The following is a 19,107-nucleotide window of genomic DNA, read 5'->3' on the forward strand; positions in this document are numbered from 1 at the left end:
GGGATGGACGCCTGGGTGGTCGCCCGTCCCGGTCCGATCTCCACCCACCCCCTCGAACGGGCCCGGCTCCCGATTCCCGTGCCCGGTACGGGCGAGCTGCTCGTACGCGTCGAGGCCTGCGCGGTCTGCCGTACGGACCTCCACCTGGCCGAAGGCGATCTCGCGCCGCGGCGGCCGAGGACGGTGCCCGGCCACGAGGTGGTGGGCAGGGTGGCGGCGCTCGGTCCCGGTACGGCCGGCCCGCCCGCCGGCGCCAGGGTGGGCGTGGCCTGGCTGCGCTCGACCTGCGGGCACTGCCGCTACTGCCTGGGCGGGGCGGAGAACCTGTGCCCGGCGTCCACCTACACCGGGTGGGACGCCGACGGCGGCTACGCCGAGCACGTCACCGTCCCGGCGGACTTCGCGTACCTCCTGCCGGACGAGGGGTCGGCCGAGACGTTCGCGCCGCTGCTGTGCGCCGGGATCATCGGCTATCGCGCCCTGCTCCGCGCCGACCTGCCGCCCGGGGGCCGCCTCGGGATCTACGGCTTCGGCGCGTCCGCCCACCTGACGGCGCAGATCGCCGTCGCCCAGGGTGCCGCCGTACACGTGATGACGCGATCGGAGCAGGCTCGGGAGCTGGCCATGGCGCTGGGCGCGCGCTCGGCCGGCGGCGCCTGGGACACACCGCCCGAGCCTCTGGACGCGGCCATCCTGTTCGCGCCCGTGGGCGAACTCGTCCCTGTCGCCCTCGCGGCTCTCGACCGCGGCGGGACGCTCGCCGTCGCCGGGATCCACCTGACCGACATCCCGGTACTGAACTACGAACGGCACCTGTTCCAGGAGCGCACCCTGCGCAGCGTCACGGCCAACACCCGCGCGGACGGGCGCGCCTTCCTCGATCTCGCCGCGCTCCACCGTCCCAGGGTCGCGACCACGCCCTATCCGTTCGACGCGGCCGACCAGGCCCTGGCCGATCTCGCCGCCGACCGTGTCGAGGGAGCGGCCGTGCTTCTGTTCTAGGCGGAACAGGTGGCAGCGCCGTGCCTTGAGCCGCTCCCTATGTCCGAACGGCCCTCCGTTTCGGGACCTAAGGCCTCTGCCCGGCACCGTCCGGCGCCACTTGGATGAGGGCAGGCATTCTCTGACCGTGTTTGGAGGCACGTGATGCGCGTCAAAGTGAAGGACGTCATGACCACGCATGTGGCGTCGGTCAACGGAAACACTCCCTTCAAAGACGTCGCTGAAGTGCTCATCGCCCACAGCGTCAGCGCCGTACCCGTCGTCGACGGCGAGGGACACGTGATCGGGGTCATCTCCGAGGCCGACCTGCTGCGCAAGGAGCAGTTCAAGGAGCAGTACTACCGCGAGGGGTACCAGCCTCCCCTGCGCTCCCGGCTGCGGCACCGCCTGACGGAGAAGAACCACAGTGTCAGGGACACCGCACACGGTGACACCGCCGCCGAACTGATGACGTCTCCCGCGGTGACGATCCCACCGGGAGCCTCCGTGGTCTCCGCGATCAGGCTGATGGACCAGCACGGGGTGAAGAGGCTGCCGGTGGTGGACGCGGACGGCGTCCTGGTCGGCGTCGTCAGCCGTCAGGACATGCTCAGGGTGTTCGTGCGCTCCGACGCCGACCTCGCCACGGAGGTACGCGAGGACGTCGTCGAGCACTCGCTGTGGGCGGAGAACTCGCAGATCGACGTCGACGTGTGGCAGGGAGTCGTGACGCTGACCGGGTGGATGACCCGGCGCAGCGACGCCGCGATCGTGGTCGCGATGGCACTGCGGGTCCACGGCGTGGTCGACATCGTCGACAAGCTGGAGTGGGAAGAGGACGACACCTCGCGGTGGGGCCGCAAGTGACACGGGCTGTCCACCTGGCCCCTGGGCGGAACCTGGGCGAACCCGGGATTTGACGGGCACGACACGGTTCGGCGGAGTCGATCGGGGCGGCGCCTGACAGCGCGCCGAGCGGCGGGAGAACGGTGGCCGCCGACGCGGAAGGGCGGGAGATCCTCCCGCCCTTAGCCGTTCGATACCCGGGATCCTTCGCCGATGCCCGGGTTCCTCGGCCTGGCGCACTGCGCAGCGCACCGCGCCGGGTCTCCCCCGGCCGGTCACCGCGCCGGAGCCCCGCGCCGGGTCACTGCCCGGTCTCAGTCTCAGACCGCTCCTCCTCCGCCTGGCGCTGGATCGGGATCTTCCGTCCCTCGGCCTTCCGCTCCGTCTCCAGGCCCACGCTCACTTCGAGTACACCGTCCTTGTACATGGCCTGGACGTCGTCCTCCCTGACGCCGGGTGGGAGCGTGAGGGACCGGTAGAGCGCCCCGTAATGGAACTCGGAGCGGTGCCGCTCCCGCGTCTCCTGGGTCTTCTCCGCGCGGATCTCCAGCACCCCGTTGGTGAGGGTGATGTCGACGTCCTTGTCCGGGTCGATGCCGGGCAGTTCGGCCCGTACGACGTACCGGTCCCGGTCCCGGTCCACGTAGTCCTCGATGCGGATGAGCTCGGCCGACGAGCGCAGTCCCATCATCGGCGACTCCAGCAACTCCAGCAGGTCCGGGAAGGGCCAGCCGCTCTCCCTGCGTGCGATGGCACCCATCTCTGACTCCCTTCGCGTGCGCGCCTACTCCCTCCATGACATCACCAGGCGGGCCACCCCGCGTCAGGGTCGCAGGTCCCTGACCTGTGGGGACCAATGGCGACAGCAGCTGACGATGCGGGCCTCTTCAGGGGTCGTTCGCGCGGCCGTGCCGGGACAGCGGGTCTCGGCGGGTCGGAGGTCGTGGACCGAGCGGTGTAGGTCCGCAGCTCCGGCGCCGCCCATGTGATCGCCGCCACGGTCACTGTCGTGAGCAGCCCACCGGCGCAGATCACCACGCGGGGATCGAGGAGTGATGTGGCGGCCCCGTGCAGCAGGTTCGCGATGTGCGGGCCTCCGAAGAGGACGACGGTGAGCGCCCCCTGGACCCGGCCGCGCATGGCGTCGTGAGTGTGTGCCTGTGTGATGGCGTTGCGGAAGGTGCTCAGCACGAAGTTGACCGCGCCGCCGAGGACGAGCGCCGCCAGTGAGACCCACAGCTGTGCGGCCAGTCCGAGGAACACGACGGTGATGCCCCAGGCGGCGGCCGCCCCCACCATGAGCGCACCGTGGCGTCGGGCGCGAGTGAACGTGCCCGACAACAGCCCGGCTGTGACGACCCCGGCCGGATAGGCGGCGTAGAGCAGTCCCAACTCCAGGCCCCCTCCGGCGGGTCCGCCGTAGGTGTGCTGGGCGAGTTCCGGAAACAGGGCTATCGGCATGCCGAAGACCATCGCCGCGAGGTCCACCGCGAGCACCGCCAGAGGCTGTTCGCCGCCGGTAGCAGCTCGACAGGGACGAGGCGGGGCACCACGGCGCCCATCGTGGTCATGATCGCCGCGAAGGACAGGCCCTGGCAGGCGGCCAGTACCATCACGACCGGGACGGAGCGCCCGCCGAGCAGGGCTTGGGCCCACAAGGCCGCGTACGTGAACGCGAGCCCGCAGTTGGCCGCCAGTAACACTCTTCGCCGGTCCATGACGTCGGCGAGCGCGCCGATCCACAACGCCGCCACGACCAGCGCGGCGAACGACACCGCCGCCGCGCCCACGACGGCCGAGGAGCCGGTCACCGTGTACAGCTGCGTCGGCACGGCGACCACACTGAACGAACCGCCCACCGCGCAGACCGCCGACGCGACCCACAGTCGCCGGTAGGCCGGGACGGCCAGCGGGCGGCGGTCGACCGCGTAGGCGCCGGGCCCTCTCGCGGCGCGGCGGCGCCGTACCGCGAGAGGGCCCGGCGGGTCAGGCGGCCGCGCGGGCGGCCAGCGCGACCGTGGCCTGGCGGGTGACGCCGTTGACGGTGACGGCGACCACGACCTGCCCCGGGCGCAGCGCCGTGATGGTCCCGGTCTCCGGGTCCAGCACCGCGACGTGCCACGGCTTGGCGCCAGCGCGATCGCCGACGTGCAGGTTCGGGGAGCCGGACCAGTCGGCCGAGGCGGGGTAGGCGACGGGCACCGTACGGCCGTCCTGCGTCAGGGTCGCCGACACCCGGCCGGACTCGCCGACCTGCACGGAAGCGGGCGCGGTGAGGGTCAGCTCGTCCACGTGCGGTCGGACCTGCGTGCCGATCCAGGTCGGCGCGTCCACGAACCAGTTGCGCCGGACGTGCTCGGCCTCCTTCGCCGTCACCGGGTCGACACCCCACAGCGACCAGCCGGTGAACCCTCCGTCGTCGGCCGCCGTGGCCGGGTTCTTCCCGGAGTTGCCGTTGATGAAGTACGGCACGGCGTCGACGTGCGAGGCGTGGAACGTCCCGACGTGACCGCCGATGTAGGCCGCTCCCTTGCCGGTGGTGCGCTGGAAGTCGGCCAGCCAGCCCTCGACCAACGCGGCCTCCTTGCGGTCACCGAGCTGGCTGCCCTTGCCGGGCGTGGGGTCGCGCGGGGGCACGTGGAACAGCACGGCCACCGAACCGATCGCGGGGTCCTTCGCGGCCGCGTCGAGCTGCTTCCTGAGCATGGCCACCTGCTCGAACCCTCCGCCGAGCAGGTTCAGCCGCGAGGTGTCGAGGGTGATGAAGCGGGTGCCCTTGTGGTCGAACGTGCCGTAGGTGTCGCCGAAGACCGCCTTGAAGTTGTCGATCTTTCCGCCCATCACCTCATGGTTGCCGGGCACGTAGTGGAACGGCAGCTCGCCGCCGAGTTCCTCGTCCAGGATGCGCTTGGCCAGCGCGAAGTCCTCGGGGGACGCCTCGTCGACGAGGTCGCCGTCGATGATCAGGAAGTCGGGCTTGGCCGCCTTGATCTCCCGCAGGGTGCGGCGGACGTTGGCGACGATGTCGCTGCCGGGGTCGCGCGCCACGAACTGCCCGTCGGACATGACCGCGAACCGCCACGGCATGTCGGCCACCGCGGCGCCGGTACGGACGACCGGGTCGGCCACCTTGGCGGCGGGCGGGGCGCTGACCGGCGGCGGCACCTTGGCGACCAGCCCGTCAATGGCGATCTCACCGTTGTACAGCTGGTCGGCCCTGGTCTCCGCGACGTAGAAGCGCCGGAGCTTCAGCGGGTAGTTCACCCCGGGCGGGACGGCGAACTCGACGTACTTCCAGCCGGTCCAGGTGAGGTAGGGGCCGCGCAGGATCTGCGACTGTCCCTGGGCGTCGTAGAACTCCAAGCTCGGCCACTCCCCGTTCCCGGACGAGCGGATCCACATCCCGAACGCCTGCGGCTGCCCCTCCACCGTGATCTGCTGGGGCGGGCTGGCGTAGGCCGCCCGCGTGGCCGTCGACTGGGTGAAGTCGTACGCGAGCCGCAGCCCGCCGCCGCTCTGCCCCGGCGTCGGCGACAACGATCCGGTGGCACGCGCCGCGGCGAACGTCCAGGACGCGGCGTTCTCGAAGTCGGCGACCGAGACGTCCTGGAAGCCGACCGTCACCGGCACCGCGGTGGTCACCTTGCCGACGGAGACGGTGATCGTGCCCGAGCCGGTCGCCTTCTTCGACGTCACCGCGAACAGGCCGTGCTCGGCGGGGGCGACGTCGAACAGGGTCGTGTCATAGTCGAGGCGCACGTCGCCGGGCTCGATGGGGGCGGAGTTGCCGTTGCGGTCGTAGCCCACCACGCCGAAGACGCCCGAGTCGTCCGCGCCGGCGAGGCCGACCCGGTCGGCCGTGGCGCCGAGCCGTACGAGGGGCTGCAGGACGGTGAGCTCGATCTCGCCCTTGGCGCCGCCGCGCGAGGCGGTGACGGTCGTCTGGCCGGGCACGAGGGCGTGGAAGACACCGTCGCGGCCGACCTGCCCGTGCACGGCCGGCGTGGCCCGCCACGAGGGCGCGCCCTCCACCGGGCCGTACGTCTCGTCGTAGCCGTCGGCGGTGAGTCTGCGGGTGAGCCCGGGGAAGACGCGGTCGGTGCGCCCGCCCGTGGTCGGGCCGGTGCCCGGCGCCTTCACCGGATCCGCGGCCGTCTCCACCCAGAAGCCCTTGAGCTTGCCGCTGCCCGCGGGGGCGTAGAGGGCCAGGCCATTGGGGACGTGCCGCTCCTCGCCGTCGGAGGGGCTGTTCTCCACCCGGGCGTCGGCGGAGCCGGGCTCGCGGGCGAGCATCGTGGAGGAGCCGCCGCCGTCGAGGTTGATCGCGTTGTGCGCGCCCAGCTCGGCCATCATGGCCCCGAGCTCGGTGAGGGTGATGCCCCGGCTGTCGGTCTGGCGGCCGTCGACGGTCAGCATGTACATCTTGCGGCCGTCGGTGGAGAAACCGACGGCGGTGCGCGGGTGGGCGGCGTTGTCGGAGAAGACCTGCGCGACGCCATCCTTGACGACGATGTCACCGCCGCCGATCGCGGTCTTGACGGCGCCGCCGTCGGACGCCTTCGGCTGGTACGCCACCTCGACGCGGTCGCCGGGCTTCAGCCGGGCCAGGGCCGCCGATCCGGCTTCGCGGCCGAGGAGGATCGTCGTACCCGCCGGGATCGGACCGCTACCGGCGGCGGAGCGTACCTCGGCGACGGCGCCGTCGCGGAGCACGACCTCGGTGACCGCGGCGGCGCCCGCGACCGCGCGGCCGCGATCGTAGGAACCCCACAACGGGGTGAACACGCCGACGCCATTGGCCTGGATGAGCTGGTTGAACTGGGTCAGGGTGATCGGGTCGCCGCCCGCCGGGGTGGCGGTGCCGTCGAAGCGCATCTGCAGGACGCGCCCGACGCCGTCGGGCGTGAGCGCGACCGCGTTGCCGTGGCCGGAGGTCGAGGACTGGACGAGCTCTCCGTCGCGGACGCCGACGCCCTGGGCCGCCCCCGAGTTGTTGATGTCGAAGAAGTCGCCGTTGACGGCGGCGACGGCGCGGCTGCGCTTCACCGGCCCGGACAGCGGCTCGGTCTTCGACACCTCTCCGGAGAAGACGTAGCCGGCGCTGGCGCCGCCGGTGAGGTCGGCGGTGATCGCGTCGGCGCGTAACCAGCCGGCCGCGTCGTAGCGGTCGAACGAGGTGAGCGTGACGCCCGGCGCGACGGGCCGGGTCTGCTTCGCCGTCTCCAGCCTCTGCGCCCCCGGGGTGACGAGCAGCGTGGATAACGGCTGGTAGGACGACGCGGGGGGCGCGTCCTCGACGAGGGGCTGCGGCGGTTGTGGATCTGCCTGGGCCGGCCCGGCCACGCTGAACGCGAGCAGCGGAGCGAGAAGGGCCACGGCCAACATGCGGGGGTGGTGACGTTGTGACACGAGTGAACCCAATCGTGTCCTGGTTACAATTTTCAAGACCTCGAGGTGTCTTAAAAGAAAACTTCATCACCTCCGGCGGCACCCAGAGCCCCGTCTGGAGCGCGGGTCGCGGCGCGCCGAACGGGGCCCGGCTGTCAGGGAACGCGGGATCGGGGAACGGCGATCGCCATGCGGCCACCTCCGTGCCGTCGCGGATGTTGTGGGGCCTGGTCCGGCCGCCGGTGAGGTGCGGGAAGACCTCTTCCAGGGTCGCGGCGTACGGCGACGTCCTCGGGGGTGACGGCGGCTTGGTCCAGGGCGCGTACCGCCTCGGTCAGGGCGATGATCTGTCGAGGACCGGTGCGCTGATCCGGCGGGCGTCGGGATCGACGTCCGGTTCCGCGGTGGACACGTTGCGGCGAGGGAGTCGGCCTGGGCCTTGGCGAGCTGGCTGCGGACCAAGCGTGACAGACCGTGACGACTACATCCCACCGCGTACGCGTCCGAGCCCGGACGAAAGCCGACGAAGGTCCTTTCCTACCCGGGTCGATCAGCACTGTGCCGGGTGACGGAGATTCCCTAGCGTCGAGCACGTGTGGAGGTGTGTGATGAATACGCACGTACCGGCGAGAGCCGCCAGATTCCTGGGTCTGGACCGCAATCCGCTGCGCCGTCCGGCGGATCGCGTGGAGTCGGCGATCCTGATCACGCTGCTCCTCCTGTTCTGCGTGATCATGCCTCTGGGGACGTATCTCGCGACCCGCTCCGCGTACGTCACCGCGCAGCGGGAGAACGCCGGCAAGCACCAGGTGACCGCGACGGTGTACGAGCAGCCCACGTCCATGCGGGGAGCACGGCTGGGCGCGGCCACCGACCTGCGGGCCGGCGCGCGCTGGCACACCCCGGACGGCGCGATCCACCAGGCGAAGGTGCCCGTGGCGACCACGGCCACGCCGGGCACGCGGGTACGCGTCTGGGTCAACGCGGACGACCAGCCGTCCCTCGAGCCCGCGAGCACGGTGGAGATCCTCATGGCGACCGCGATCGTCGCGCTCGCGTCGCTGTCCGGGATCGCCGCCGTGCTGGCGATGCTCGTCGGCCTCCTCCGGTGGGTCATGCGGCGCCGCAACCAGCGGCGCTGGGAGGAGGCGTGGGCGAACGTCGAGCCGCGCTGGGCACGGCGCGACTGACCCTCCCGTCCACGGGGACGGTCAGTGCCGGTCGGCCCAATCTGACCGTCCCTTTCCACCGGGTTGTCAGTGCTGGGCGGCGGAGCCGTTCACCGTCAGGACGCTCTCGGGCGTGGTGATCGCCGGGAACGTCCCGGTGTCGATGATCCCGTGCTCGTTGTAGGCGGCCTCCAGGAGAGCGTGGGCCTTGGGCTCCAGCTTCCAGAGAGCGCGGTACTCCCGGGCGGTGGTCAGCGGAATGCCGATCTCGTGGGCGATGTCGGCGGCCCGGGGGACGAAGCGGCGCTCGATCTCCCTGTCCCAGTACTGCCGGGCGGCGCGCATCAGGGCGGCGCGCTGCGCCGTGTCGACGGGAGGCGCCGGTTCCGCCGTCTCCGCCCCTTCCTCGTCGTCGTCGTCGACGAGGACCGGGGCTGCCGGGGTCGCGGGCATGCCCGGTACGGCGCCGCCCGCGGCGGCGGGCAGGGCGGGGTGCACGAGTTGCGGGGGACGCGGGGCCCGCGCGGCCTGCTTCTCCTCCTCCTCGGGCGCCCACGGGACTGGTGGCTTCAGGTCGATCAGGGCGGACGTGTTGTAGAGCGCGCCGATCTGGGACAGCAGCGCCTCCTGCCGGGACGAGTCGACCGCCAGGCCGGTGTACTCCACCGCCTGGTCCATCGCCCGGTCGAGCTTGGTGAGCGCGGCGCGCATCTTCCGGTCGGACGCACCGGCCGCGCGCAGCGCGCGGGCCCGCTTGGCGGCCAGCGCGACGCGGGTGAGCCTGCGGTGGGCGTCCACCTCACTCGCGGTGCGGTCGCTGGCCTCGGCCAGCCCGATCCGGACCATGACCCGCTCGGGGGTGATCCGCCAGTTGATCCGGGCACGCCCGGTGATCCGGTGCCGTTCGATCGCCATGCCGCGCTCCCACAGCCACGCCGCGACGAGCGGGGCGGCGAGCCGGAAGAGGGCCTCGGCCAGGCTGCGGGCGTCCATGCTGGACAGCACGGCCGACAGGCAGGTGAACACCCACACGGCGATGCCGTCGATGCCCGCGGAGTAGTTCTCCCGCATGTTCCGGCGGGCCCGTACGGCACTGGTGATCACGGCGACTTCGATGAACGCGAAGAGCAGGAGGCGGAGCGGGCCGTCGAAGCCCAGGACGTCACCCGAGAAGCGCCACATGCCCTGCGCCGACACGCCGGTGGCGATGGTCGCGGCGACGATGGTGAGAATGTCCTCCGCCGGACGCGGGGCGGCGAAACGCCGGAAGAGGTCGGCCAGCGCCCGATACGTGGCGCGCAGCACGAAGAATCCGAGAACCAGGAGGACCAGGGCGACGACGCAGATGAGGGCGGTACCGACCGGATGGTCCGACGTGAAGGCGGCGATTTGATCCATGGGGGGCATCAGTCACTGTCCGTCAGTCTCGAAGCACACGAGGGAATATCCCGCGATCATTCCAGAATGTCGGCACCTTGTTTGCGAAACGGAGGTTCACCATCGGGACTGGTGGGACTTCGTGACCGTTCCGGCACCCCGGCCACCACACCGATCGACCACCCCGGCCGGACCGGTCAGTCGGGCCGATCAGCCGAACGGGGTGAGCCGGACCGGCAAGTCGGGCCGATCAGCCGAACGAGGTCAGGCGCACCGGTCAGCCGAACGGGGTGAGCCGGACCGGTCACCTGAGGGCGCGGCAGAGGGTGTCGAGGGTGATCCTGACGATCTCGCCGGGATCACCCTCCTCATCCGCCAGGCGGCGTGAGCCCGCCCCGAGGATGCCCCACGCGAGATGGGCCCGCAGGCCCGCGTGGTCATATCCGGCCTCGTCCAGCGCCTCACTGAGCGGCTCGATCATGGACTCGTGGATCTCGTCCACCCGCTTCTGGCACTCGCCGGGCAGCCCCACCGCCTGCGACGCGGGGATGAGCGCGTGGTCGGGGCTGCTGACGAAATCCAGCGCCGCGGTGCCGTACGCGCGGATTCTGTCGTCGAGGGTCACCCCGTCGCCCGCGTCGCGCAGGGAGTCCCGCAGGCGCACCAGCCACCGGGGGAAGGCGTCCTCGACGAGTTGGGCGAGGATGTCCGCGGTCGAGGCGAAGTACCGGTAGACACTCGAACGGGCCAGCCCGACCCTCGCTCCCACGGCCGCGGGTGTGAGCGCGTGCACGCCCTGCTCCGCCAGGACCGCGCGCGCCGCGTCGAGCAGGGCGGCGTGCTGGTTGGCCCGATGGTCGGCTACGGTCGCCGCGCTGATCCTTGGCATCTCCACCTCCAGGTGCCGGCCTCCAGTATCCGCGCCGGGCGAGACCGCCTTGACCGCCGCGACCGCCATGACCGGCGTGATCTCGATGACCGGTCATGACTGACGCCACACCCGCGACCACCGGCCGTGACGCCTTCGGCGTCGTATCTCAGACTCGGCCCTCCCGAGAGACGACCTCCACACCCGCGGCCTCGTCGGCGTCGCGCTCAGCCCTTCCCCGCACGACGTCCACGGACTCACCGGCCGTTGCCGCACCGTCGGCCGGTGCGGGGTCCTCCCCGTGGCCGGACGCGGAGGCACGCGGCAGCAGGAGCGTGGCGCCCATCCCCGCCAGCAGTACCAGCGCCGTGAGCAGTGTGACCCTGCGGGTCGCCTCGGCGGACGCCGCCACGGCCGCCGCGTGAACCGCCGGCTCTCGCAGCGACGCGATGGCCACACCACCGCTCTCCTGTACGGCACGCGCCACCTCGGTCCGCGTGTGTGCGGGAAACGCGTCCATATGCCGCTCGACCGACGAGCCGAGCCCCGTGACCAGCACCGCCCCGAGCACCGCGACCCCGAACGCCGCTCCGACCTGGCGCACCGTGCTCTGCAGCCCGGAGGCCTGACCCGACTGCCAGGGCGGTACGTCGGCCATCAGCACGCTGGTGAGCTGCGCCGAGGCGAAGCCGATCCCCATCCCGTAGACCACCAGCCAGGGAACCGGCCGCCACGGGTTCATCCCCAGTTCGAGTGACAGGGCGATGCCGAGCGCGCCCACGACCTCCAGGCCGATCCCGATCTGCACGACCAGGCGCGAGCTCGCCTTCCTGGCCAGCCCGGGAACCATGCCGCCGGCCAGGAACGTGCCCAGGGCCAGCGTGGCGATGACCAGTCCGGCCTGGAACGCGCTGTAGCCGAGCGCCGACTGCAGGAACAGCGGCAGCACGAGGATCATCCCGAACTCCCCCAGCGCCACGACCATCGCGGCCATCGCGCCGTACCGGAAGCTGGGCAGCGCGAACAGCGTCAGGTCGATCAGTACGGGGCGTCCCGCCCGTCCCCGGGCCCGTTCGACCAGCACCAGCGCGACCAGTGCCACGATTCCGACGCCGAAGGCGAAAGGAACGGGCGAGACGCCCTCGAAACGCACACCGAGGAGCGAGGCGGGCCGCAAGGGGGTGAGCCAGCCGTACTTCTGGCCTTCGATGAGCGCGAAGACGACCGAGGTCGTGCCGATCACCGCGAGTACGATGCCCAGCGGGTCGTGCCCCGAGGAGTGCTCGTCGCGCGAGTCGGGCACACGGAGCGTGCCGAGGAGGATCAACGCTCCGATCGGCAGGTTGACCCAGAACGCCGAGCGCCAGCCGTACTCGGTGACGAGCCAGCCGCCGAGCAGCGGACCGACGCCCGCCATGCCGCCGATGACCGAGCCCCAGACGGCGAACCCGATCACCCGCCGCCTGCCGGTGTAGGTGGAGTTGATGATCGCGAGAGCCATCGGGACGACCATCGCCGCCCCCACTCCCTGGATCACCCTGGCGCCGATCAGCGCCGGGCCGCTGCCCGCGGCGGCCGCCAGCATGCTGGCCAGGAGGAAGACGCCGACCCCCGACGCGAAGAGGCGGCGTCTGCCGCGCAGGTCACCCGTACGGCCGAGCGGGATGAGCAGCGCCGCGAACATCAGCGAATAGATGGAGTTGACCCACTCCACGTCGGTCGCGGTCAGGTGCAGATCCTCGATGATCGCCGGAACGGCGACGTTCACGATCGTCGCGTCCACGATGATCATCGAAGTTCCGAGTGCGAGCACGACGAGAGGCAGCCAACCCTGACGAGAATTTAGCGACATCATGTCGCCAACCATAGCAACGGCATGTCGCCATCTGTCACCCAGCCTGCTACCGCGCCGTGCCGTTCGCCCGTCCGTGCCGCTCGCCCGTCCGTGCCGCTCGTCCTCACCCCGGCCGCTCCCCCGGCGGGAAGCGCCACCGCGCCCGTCACCCCACGGCGTCATCCACGGCGACGGCGGGCCAGATCGCGGGCGAGATGCGACCGCCGCGGCCCCGTGGCCATCAGGCGGCGCAGATCCGCCACAGTGTCATGCATGAGCTGGACGTGGAAGTAGTTGACGTACTCGAGCACCGCGACGAGGGCGAACACCAGGCCGGGCCAGGAGTCGCGCCCGGGATCGGCGGCGACGGCGCTTCCCGTGACCGTCAGTCCGGCCACCAGGAGCGGGACATCGGTCGCGCGCGCGATCAGGAAGGCCCGGGTTCCCGGCAGGAGAGCCGATTCGCGCAGCTGGCGCAGCTTGGCCATCCAGTAGAGGGCCCCCTGCGCCAGCAGGATCGCGAACAGGGCGAATCCGAGGGAGTTCACCACCGTCACCGGCAACCCGGCGATCCCGAACCAGATCCACGCCTGGAACGGGATGTTGCCCAGTTCGAGCAGCGCCATGGTCCGAAGCCGCGCACGTGTCTTCGAAGGAGCGCCCGGAGACGCCGCGGGGATTCGTGAGCCGACCATAGGACCATTCTGACGACACACTGCCGCCTGAAGCCCGCCCGCCCGGCTCCGCTCCCTGACGGAACCCGGGAGAACGTCAGAGGAGGAGCCCCGGAAGGAGTCCGGACAAGCGGAAAGGCCGGGCCCGCGAGGGGACCGGCCTTTCTCCGCGCCTACGCCTGACCCGCGCCGTCGCCGGGAACATCGGTCTCGTCGTCGCGCACGGGATCATCGCCGACGGCGAGATCCTGGCGCAGCCGCTCGAGATCCATGTTGTGGTTGGCGTACTTGAGCTGGCGAGCCACCTTCGTCTGCTTCGCCTTGGCCCGACCCCGCCCCATTGATCGTCCTCCCTAACACAGGCCGTGCTTCGCCCTATTCTCTATCATTTGAAGAATTATGCAATTTCCCACACCGTGTGCCGTGGGACATAGATCGTTTGTCCGTCGTGTACGGCATGCGCCGGCGGGCCCCGCCTCCCCGAGTGCCCTGGCGAACCGGATCAACCGGTGTCACCGGCGGCCTCTCGCGAGGCGCGTCCCGCCGCGCGTTCCGTACCGCACGCCCGGTAGAGATCATCCGGGCCGCGTATGCTCAGCCTCCCGCAACTCCGCCAGCAGCTCCCCCTGGCCCGCGATCATGTCGGTCAGGATACGACGTGCCGCCCGCAGCAGGTCGGCGACATCGTTGCTGCTCAGCGCGTACACGACCGTGGATCCCTCGCGCGTCGAGGTCACGATACCCGCTCGGCGCAGAACGGCGAGCTGCTGCGACAGGTTGGACGCCTCCACTTCGATCCCGGCGAGCAGATCGCGCACCGGGAGCGGACCGTCCTGGAGCAGTTCCAGGACCCGGATTCGTACGGGATGACCGAGCGTGCGGAAGAAATCCGCCTTCGCCTGGTAGAGGGGAATCGGCATCAGCACCTCCCCCGATGGCCGTCCACGTCCGGTGGCGTGGCCACCCGGCGTGGCGCGCGCGGTCCAGCGACATCACGCGCACACGTCTCCGTTCCATGGTGCGGATCCAGCTGACAACGAGAATTCGTCACACACCATGGTAGCCAATTGAAAACTTCTTCAAGTCCTATGACAGCCGCGCCGCCGCCCCGGGGTCCGCACTGACGTACGTCGACAGCACCCGACGGAGCGGGCCGGACACCGGAACACCGGAACACCGCCCGCGGCGCACCCGGCCCGCCCGGAATCACCACCGGATCAGCACGGGATCAGCACATTTCATCGTTTCCGCCCGCACATTCGCGTGCTTGGGTGCGGAGAGGACAGGAAGAGAACCGCGAGCGGCACGAGGAGGACCTCATGGCGGGGTGCGGGCCCGGTCCGATGCTCGGCGTTCCTGCTCCTTGTCCTCCAGACGTGGCTGGTCTCGCGCATCGCCCACCGCATGGAGAAGCGCGAACCCGGTGGCCCCCACGACACGGTGGACAGGACGGGGACGCCGGCCACTGGCACCACCGCAGGCGAGACCTGAAGCCGTCGAACCGGCCCACCCCGTCGCTTCGGTCCAGGCCGGCCCGCTGTGCGGCGGCCGACCTGGACGCACGTCCTCGCCGGCGAACCCCGCCGGCACGCCGCGTCAGTCCCGCGTCAGTCCTTGATCTCGCAGATCGTGGATCCGGCGGTGACGCCCGCTCCGACCTGGGCGGACAGGCCGGTGACGGTGCCCGCCTTGTGGGCGGTGAGCGGCTGCTCCATCTTCATCGCCTCGAGTACCACGATGACGTCGCCCTCGGCGACGACCGCGCCGTCCTCGACGGCCACCTTGACGATCGTCCCCTGCATGGGCGAGGTCAGCGCGTCACCGCTCGCCGCGGAGCCGCCCGGCTTCCTGGCGCCGCCGGCGCGCTTCGGCCTCCCGCCGTTCGGGCGTGCCGCCGCGACCGATCCGGTCGCGCCGAACCCGGCGGGAAGGACGACCTCCAGGCGCTTGCCGCCGACCTCGACGGTGACCCGGTCGACGGCGGTGGGCTCGGCGTTCTCGGTGCCCCCGGCGTACGGAGGGATCGTGTTGTCGAACTCGGTCTCGATCCAGCGGGTGTGGACGTCGAACGCCTTTCCGTTGCCGATGAACGCGGGCTCGTCGACCACGACCCGGTGGAAGGGCAGCACGGTCGGCATCCCCTCGACGACGAACTCCGCCAGCGCCCGGCGCGAGCGCTCAAGCGCCTGCGCGCGGTCGCGCCCGGTGACGATGAGCTTCGCGACCAGGGAGTCGAACGAGCCCGGCACCGTCTCGCCCTGGTCGTAGCCGGCGTCGAGCCGTACGCCGGGGCCCGAGGGCGAGTGCCAGCGGGTGATCGTGCCCGGCGCGGGGAGGAAGCCGCGGCCCGGGTCCTCGGCGTTGATCCGGAACTCGATCGAGTGGCCCCGCACCTTGGGGTCCTTGTAGCCGAGCTCCTCGCCGCAGGCGATCCGGAACATCTCCCGGACCAGGTCGATGCCGGTGACCTCCTCGCTGACCGGATGCTCGACCTGCAGCCGCGTGTTGACCTCGAGGAAGGAGATCGTGCCGTCCTGGCCCACGAGGAACTCGCAGGTCCCCGCGCCGACGTAACCCGCCTCGCGCAGGATCGCCTTGGAGGAGTCGTACAGGGTCGCCAGCTGCTTGCGGGACAGGAAGGGGGCCGGGGCCTCCTCGACGAGCTTCTGGTGGCGGCGCTGCAACGAGCAGTCGCGGGTGCTGACCACGACGACGTTGCCGTGCCGGTCGGCCAGGCACTGGGTCTCCACGTGGCGGGGACGGTCGAGGTAGCGCTCGACGAAGCACTCGCCGCGCCCGAAGGAGGTGACGGCCTCGCGGACGGCGGAGTCGTAGAGCTCGGGGATCTCCTCCAGGGTGCGGGCGACCTTCAGGCCGCGACCGCCGCCGCCGTAGGCGGCCTTGATGGCGATGGGCAGGCCGTGCTCGCGGGCGAAGGCGACCACCTCGTCGGCGCCGGACACCGGGTCACTGGTCCCGGCGACCAGCGGCGCCCCCACCTTCTGGGCGATGTGCCGGGCCTGCACCTTGTCGCCGAGGGCGTCGATGGCGGCGGGCGGCGGGCCGATCCAGATCAGGCCGGCGTCGATGACCGCCTGCGCGAAGGCCGCGTTCTCGGCGAGGAAGCCGTACCCGGGGTGCACACCGTCCGCGCCGGTACGGCGGGCGACGTCGAGGATCTTCTCGATGTCGAGGTAGGTCTCCGCCGGGGAGGCCCCGCCGAGCGCGTACGCCTCGTCGGCCATCCGGACGAAAAGGGCGTCGCGGTCCTGGTCCGCGTAGACCGCCACGCTGCCGATGGCGGCGTCCTTGCACGCGCGGACGACGCGTACGGCGATCTCACCGCGGTTGGCGACGAGCACCTTACGCAGGACGGGAGAGTTGCTCACTGAAGTCCTCCAAGCTTCCAGCTCGAGTCGCGCCAGCCCCCGGGACCGGCGACGACGGGCCGGCGGAGCATGTGGTGGCGGGCGGCCCAGCGACGTTGCGGGGTGGGCACGGGGGCCGGGGCGGCCGCCGCGCGGGCGGCGACCACCATGACCAGCGCGGCGAGTTCCTCCGGGGACGGCTCGCCCTTGATGACGCGCAGCTCGCTCACAGCGGGATGTTCCCGTGCTTCTTGGGCGGCAGCCCCTCCCGCTTGCCGCGCAGCAGCCGCAGCGATCGGACGATCTCCCGCCGGGTCTCACGGGGGGCGATCACCGCGTCGACGTAGCCGCGCTCGGCCGCCTGGTAGGGGTTGGCCAGCGTGTCCTCGTACTCCGTGACCAGTTTGGCACGCAGCGCCTCGGGGTCGTCGGCCGCCGCCAGCTCCTTGCGGTAGAGGATGTTGACCGCGCCCTGGGCGCCCATCACCGCGATCTGCGCGGTCGGCCACGCGATGTTGAGGTCCGCGCCCAGATGCTTGGACCCCATGACGTCGTAGGCGCCGCCGTACGCCTTGCGGGTGATCACGGTGATCAGCGGGACGGTGGCCTCGGCGTAGGCGTACAGGAGCTTGGCGCCGCGCCGGATGATGCCGTTCCACTCCTGTTCGGTGCCGGGCAGGAAGCCGGGGACGTCGACCAGCGTGAGCACGGGGATGTTGAACGCGTCGCAGGTGCGCACGAAGCGCGCGGCCTTCTCCGACGCGTTGATGTCGAGGGTCCCGGCGAACTGCATGGGCTGGTTGGCGACCACGCCGACCGGCCGGCCGTCCACCCGCCCGAAGCCGATGATGATGTTGGGCGCGAACAGCGCCTGCACTTCGAGGAAGTCGCCCTCGTCGAGGAGGGACTCGATGACGACGCGCATGTCGTACGGCTGGTTCGCCGAGTCGGGGATGAGCGTGTCGAGCGCCAGATCGGTCTCGCCGATCTCGAGGTCGGCCTCCTCGCCGGTGACCGGCGGGTCGTCGAGGTTGTTCTGCGGGAGGTAGGACAGCAGCGCCTTGACGTACTCCAGGGCGTCGTCCTCGTCCTGGGCCAGGTAGTGGGCGTTGCCGCTCCTGGCGTTGTGGGTGTGGGCGCCGCCGAGCTCCTCGAACGTGACGTCCTCGCCGGTGACGGTCTTGATGACCTCGGGACCGGTGACGAACATGTGCGACGTCTGGTCGACCATGACGGTGAAGTCGGTGAGCGCGGGCGAGTACACGTGGCCGCCCGCGCAGGCGCCCATGATCAGGGAGATCTGGGGGATCACGCCGGAGGCGTGCACGTTCCGCCGGAAGATCTCTCCGTACAGGCCGAGCGAGACGACGCCCTCCTGGATACGCGCCCCGGCGCCCTCGTTGATCCCGATGATCGGGGAGCCGGTCTTCACGGCGAGGTCCATGACCTTGCAGATCTTCTCGCCGTACACCTCTCCGAGGCTACCGCCGAGGAAGGTGAAGTCCTGCGCGAAGACGCACACGTTCCTGCCGTCGATCGTGCCGTAGCCGGTGATGACTCCGTCTCCGGGGACGCGGTTCCGCTCCAGCCCGAAGGCGGTGCTGCGGTGCTTGGCGAGCGCGTCCAGTTCGACGAACGATCCCTCGTCGAGCAGCCGCTCGATCCGCTCCCTGGCGCTGATCCTGCCCTCGGCACGCCGTTTCTCGGCCGCGCGTCCGGTGGTTCCGACCCGTACGGCCTCGTCGCGGCGGTCTTCGAGATCGGCGAGCTTGCCCGCCGTACTGTGCAGATCCATTGACCACCACACCTCTTGAGACTCAGTTTCAAGCGTACGATACTGAGTCTCACAGCGTTCGACAAGGTCGGGGAATCCGGGAGAATGGGCCGATGGCAAGATCGCCAACCAGCCAGCGCCTCGCCGACGCGGCCATTCGGCTCTTCAACGAGCGCGGCTACGACGAGACGACCGTGGATGACATCGCGGCCCGCGCGGGCGTGAGCCGCAGTACCTTCTTCCGGTACTACCGGTCCAAGGACGATGTGATCTTTCCCGACCACGACGCGCTGCTCGCGAAGGTGGAGGCCCGCCTGAGGGCGTCGACCGCCGACACCGCCATCGTGGCGGTGTGCGACGCCGTCCGGATCGTCCTCGCCCACTACGTCGAGGACGCCGAGGTGTCGCTGCGGCGCTACCGATTGGTCGGACGAGTGCCCGCGCTGCGCGACCGCGAGATCGTCAGCGTCGCGCGCTACCAGCGGCTGTTCCGGGAGTACGTCGGCGACTGGCTGGCCGGATCGCCCGACGCCGCGCTGCGCGCCGAGCTCATGGCCTCCTCCGTCGTGGCGGCCCACAACCAGGTGCTGCGCGGCTGGCTGCGGGCGGGAGGATCGTACGACCCGTTCGAGCCGCTCGACCACGCGCTGCAGTACGTCATCAGGACCTTCCGGCACCTGGAGAACCTGGAGGGCCCGCGTGACGGCGGCGACCAGGTGGTCGTGGCGGCCTTCCCGCGCTCGGCCTCCCCGGACGACGTCATGGACGCCATCCGGGCACACCTCGGCTCGCGGTCGTAGCGTCCACCGCGAGCCGAGGTGCCCGTGA

General features: G+C 71.0%; 17 protein-coding genes. 4 read left to right on the top strand and 13 right to left on the bottom strand.

What is annotated here, in order from left to right:
• The first annotated feature begins 3 nt into the window (after positions 1–3).
• Positions 4–1,002, top strand: a complete 999-nt coding sequence (locus tag AB0I59_RS34000) for a zinc-binding alcohol dehydrogenase family protein (protein ID WP_061257183.1) — start codon at positions 4–6, stop codon at positions 1,000–1,002.
• Positions 1,003–1,146: 144 nt separating this feature from the next.
• Positions 1,147–1,848, top strand: a complete 702-nt coding sequence (locus tag AB0I59_RS34005) for a CBS domain-containing protein (protein WP_061257181.1) — start codon at positions 1,147–1,149, stop codon at positions 1,846–1,848.
• A gap of 280 nt (positions 1,849–2,128) precedes the next feature.
• On the opposite strand, the gene AB0I59_RS34010 is transcribed toward AB0I59_RS34005, so the two are convergent.
• The 4 genes from AB0I59_RS34010 to AB0I59_RS34025 form a co-directional block, all read right to left on the bottom strand.
• Positions 2,129–2,587: an Hsp20/alpha crystallin family protein gene (locus tag AB0I59_RS34010; protein WP_358139413.1), complete on the bottom strand. Its 459-nt coding sequence runs from the start codon at positions 2,585–2,587 to the stop codon at positions 2,129–2,131.
• A 41-nt stretch (positions 2,588–2,628) separates the two neighbouring features.
• The gene (locus AB0I59_RS34015; RefSeq protein WP_358139416.1) at positions 2,629–3,324 is read right to left on the bottom strand and encodes an MFS transporter; all 696 of its coding nucleotides are present in this window, start codon (positions 3,322–3,324) and stop codon (positions 2,629–2,631) included.
• Positions 3,279–3,737 carry an MFS transporter gene (locus AB0I59_RS34020; RefSeq protein ID WP_358139542.1) on the bottom strand — a complete coding sequence of 153 codons (459 nt, stop codon included), beginning with the start codon at positions 3,735–3,737 and terminating at the stop codon, positions 3,279–3,281. The genes AB0I59_RS34015 and AB0I59_RS34020 overlap by 46 nt, the downstream gene beginning before the upstream one ends.
• 76 nt (positions 3,738–3,813) lie before the next feature.
• Entirely contained in the window at positions 3,814–7,212 is a 3,399-nt protein-coding gene (locus AB0I59_RS34025) for a phosphodiester glycosidase family protein (protein ID WP_358139419.1), read from the bottom strand.
• A gap of 611 nt (positions 7,213–7,823) precedes the next feature.
• Here AB0I59_RS34025 and AB0I59_RS34030 point away from each other — a divergent pair.
• Positions 7,824–8,405: an Rv1733c family protein gene (locus tag AB0I59_RS34030; RefSeq protein ID WP_061257172.1), complete on the top strand. Its 582-nt coding sequence runs from the start codon at positions 7,824–7,826 to the stop codon at positions 8,403–8,405.
• A 66-nt stretch (positions 8,406–8,471) separates the two neighbouring features.
• Here AB0I59_RS34030 and AB0I59_RS34035 read toward each other — a convergent pair whose 3' ends face one another.
• From AB0I59_RS34035 to AB0I59_RS34075, 9 genes are all read right to left on the bottom strand, one after another.
• On the bottom strand, positions 8,472–9,782 hold the full coding sequence (locus tag AB0I59_RS34035; protein ID WP_358139422.1) for a hypothetical protein: 1,311 nt from the start codon (positions 9,780–9,782) through the stop codon (positions 8,472–8,474).
• A 283-nt stretch (positions 9,783–10,065) separates the two neighbouring features.
• Positions 10,066–10,719, bottom strand: a complete 654-nt coding sequence (locus AB0I59_RS34040) for a TetR/AcrR family transcriptional regulator (RefSeq protein ID WP_358139425.1) — start codon at positions 10,717–10,719, stop codon at positions 10,066–10,068.
• 79 nt (positions 10,720–10,798) lie between these two features.
• Complete coding sequence (locus AB0I59_RS34045) at positions 10,799–12,646, bottom strand: MFS transporter (RefSeq protein WP_358139428.1); 1,848 nt, start codon at positions 12,644–12,646, stop codon at positions 10,799–10,801.
• A complete protein-coding gene (locus tag AB0I59_RS34050; protein WP_061257164.1) occupies positions 12,643–13,089 on the bottom strand; it encodes a hypothetical protein in 447 nt (148 codons plus the stop codon). The genes AB0I59_RS34045 and AB0I59_RS34050 overlap by 4 nt, the downstream gene beginning before the upstream one ends.
• 221 nt (positions 13,090–13,310) lie before the next feature.
• Positions 13,311–13,478, bottom strand: coding sequence for a DUF3073 family protein (locus AB0I59_RS34055; protein ID WP_082777003.1), 168 nt, complete (start codon positions 13,476–13,478; stop codon positions 13,311–13,313).
• Between the two features lie 234 nt (positions 13,479–13,712).
• Entirely contained in the window at positions 13,713–14,057 is a 345-nt protein-coding gene (locus tag AB0I59_RS34060; RefSeq protein WP_061257161.1) for an ArsR/SmtB family transcription factor, read from the bottom strand.
• A gap of 687 nt (positions 14,058–14,744) precedes the next feature.
• On the bottom strand, positions 14,745–16,508 hold the full coding sequence (locus AB0I59_RS34065) for an acetyl/propionyl/methylcrotonyl-CoA carboxylase subunit alpha (RefSeq protein WP_358139545.1): 1,764 nt from the start codon (positions 16,506–16,508) through the stop codon (positions 14,745–14,747).
• Between the two features lie 14 nt (positions 16,509–16,522).
• Positions 16,523–16,735: an acyl-CoA carboxylase epsilon subunit gene (locus AB0I59_RS34070; protein ID WP_061257159.1), complete on the bottom strand. Its 213-nt coding sequence runs from the start codon at positions 16,733–16,735 to the stop codon at positions 16,523–16,525.
• The gene (locus tag AB0I59_RS34075; protein WP_061257157.1) at positions 16,732–18,300 is read right to left on the bottom strand and encodes an acyl-CoA carboxylase subunit beta; all 1,569 of its coding nucleotides are present in this window, start codon (positions 18,298–18,300) and stop codon (positions 16,732–16,734) included. Before AB0I59_RS34075 ends, AB0I59_RS34070 begins: the two co-directional genes overlap by 4 nt.
• 92 nt (positions 18,301–18,392) lie before the next feature.
• Here AB0I59_RS34075 and AB0I59_RS34080 point away from each other — a divergent pair, with 92 nt between their 5' ends.
• Positions 18,393–19,079 carry a TetR family transcriptional regulator gene (locus AB0I59_RS34080; protein WP_358139433.1) on the top strand — a complete coding sequence of 229 codons (687 nt, stop codon included), beginning with the start codon at positions 18,393–18,395 and terminating at the stop codon, positions 19,077–19,079.
• The last annotated feature ends 28 nt before the right edge of the window (positions 19,080–19,107 follow it).

Source organism: Microtetraspora glauca (genome assembly GCF_040656155.1).
Taxonomy (GTDB): domain Bacteria; phylum Actinomycetota; class Actinomycetes; order Streptosporangiales; family Streptosporangiaceae; genus Microtetraspora; species Microtetraspora glauca.

What these genes read in the sequence shown, in the direction of transcription:
- AB0I59_RS34000 (WP_061257183.1), top strand. Translation starts at nt 4, where the DNA reads ATGGACGCCTGGGTGGTCGCCCGTCCCGGTCCGATCTCCACCCACCCC.
- AB0I59_RS34005 (WP_061257181.1), top strand. Translation starts at nt 1,147, where the DNA reads ATGCGCGTCAAAGTGAAGGACGTCATGACCACGCATGTGGCGTCGGTC.
- AB0I59_RS34010 (WP_358139413.1), bottom strand. Translation starts at nt 2,587, where the DNA reads ATGGGTGCCATCGCACGCAGGGAGAGCGGCTGGCCCTTCCCGGACCTG.
- AB0I59_RS34025 (WP_358139419.1), bottom strand. Translation starts at nt 7,212, where the DNA reads ATGTTGGCCGTGGCCCTTCTCGCTCCGCTGCTCGCGTTCAGCGTGGCC.
- AB0I59_RS34030 (WP_061257172.1), top strand. Translation starts at nt 7,824, where the DNA reads ATGAATACGCACGTACCGGCGAGAGCCGCCAGATTCCTGGGTCTGGAC.
- AB0I59_RS34035 (WP_358139422.1), bottom strand. Translation starts at nt 9,782, where the DNA reads ATGGATCAAATCGCCGCCTTCACGTCGGACCATCCGGTCGGTACCGCC.
- AB0I59_RS34040 (WP_358139425.1), bottom strand. Translation starts at nt 10,719, where the DNA reads ATGGCGGTCGCGGCGGTCAAGGCGGTCTCGCCCGGCGCGGATACTGGA.
- AB0I59_RS34045 (WP_358139428.1), bottom strand. Translation starts at nt 12,646, where the DNA reads ATGACGCCGTGGGGTGACGGGCGCGGTGGCGCTTCCCGCCGGGGGAGC.
- AB0I59_RS34050 (WP_061257164.1), bottom strand. Translation starts at nt 13,089, where the DNA reads ATGGCGCTGCTCGAACTGGGCAACATCCCGTTCCAGGCGTGGATCTGG.
- AB0I59_RS34055 (WP_082777003.1), bottom strand. Translation starts at nt 13,478, where the DNA reads ATGGGGCGGGGTCGGGCCAAGGCGAAGCAGACGAAGGTGGCTCGCCAG.
- AB0I59_RS34060 (WP_061257161.1), bottom strand. Translation starts at nt 14,057, where the DNA reads ATGCCGATTCCCCTCTACCAGGCGAAGGCGGATTTCTTCCGCACGCTC.
- AB0I59_RS34075 (WP_061257157.1), bottom strand. Translation starts at nt 18,300, where the DNA reads ATGGATCTGCACAGTACGGCGGGCAAGCTCGCCGATCTCGAAGACCGC.
- AB0I59_RS34080 (WP_358139433.1), top strand. Translation starts at nt 18,393, where the DNA reads ATGGCAAGATCGCCAACCAGCCAGCGCCTCGCCGACGCGGCCATTCGG.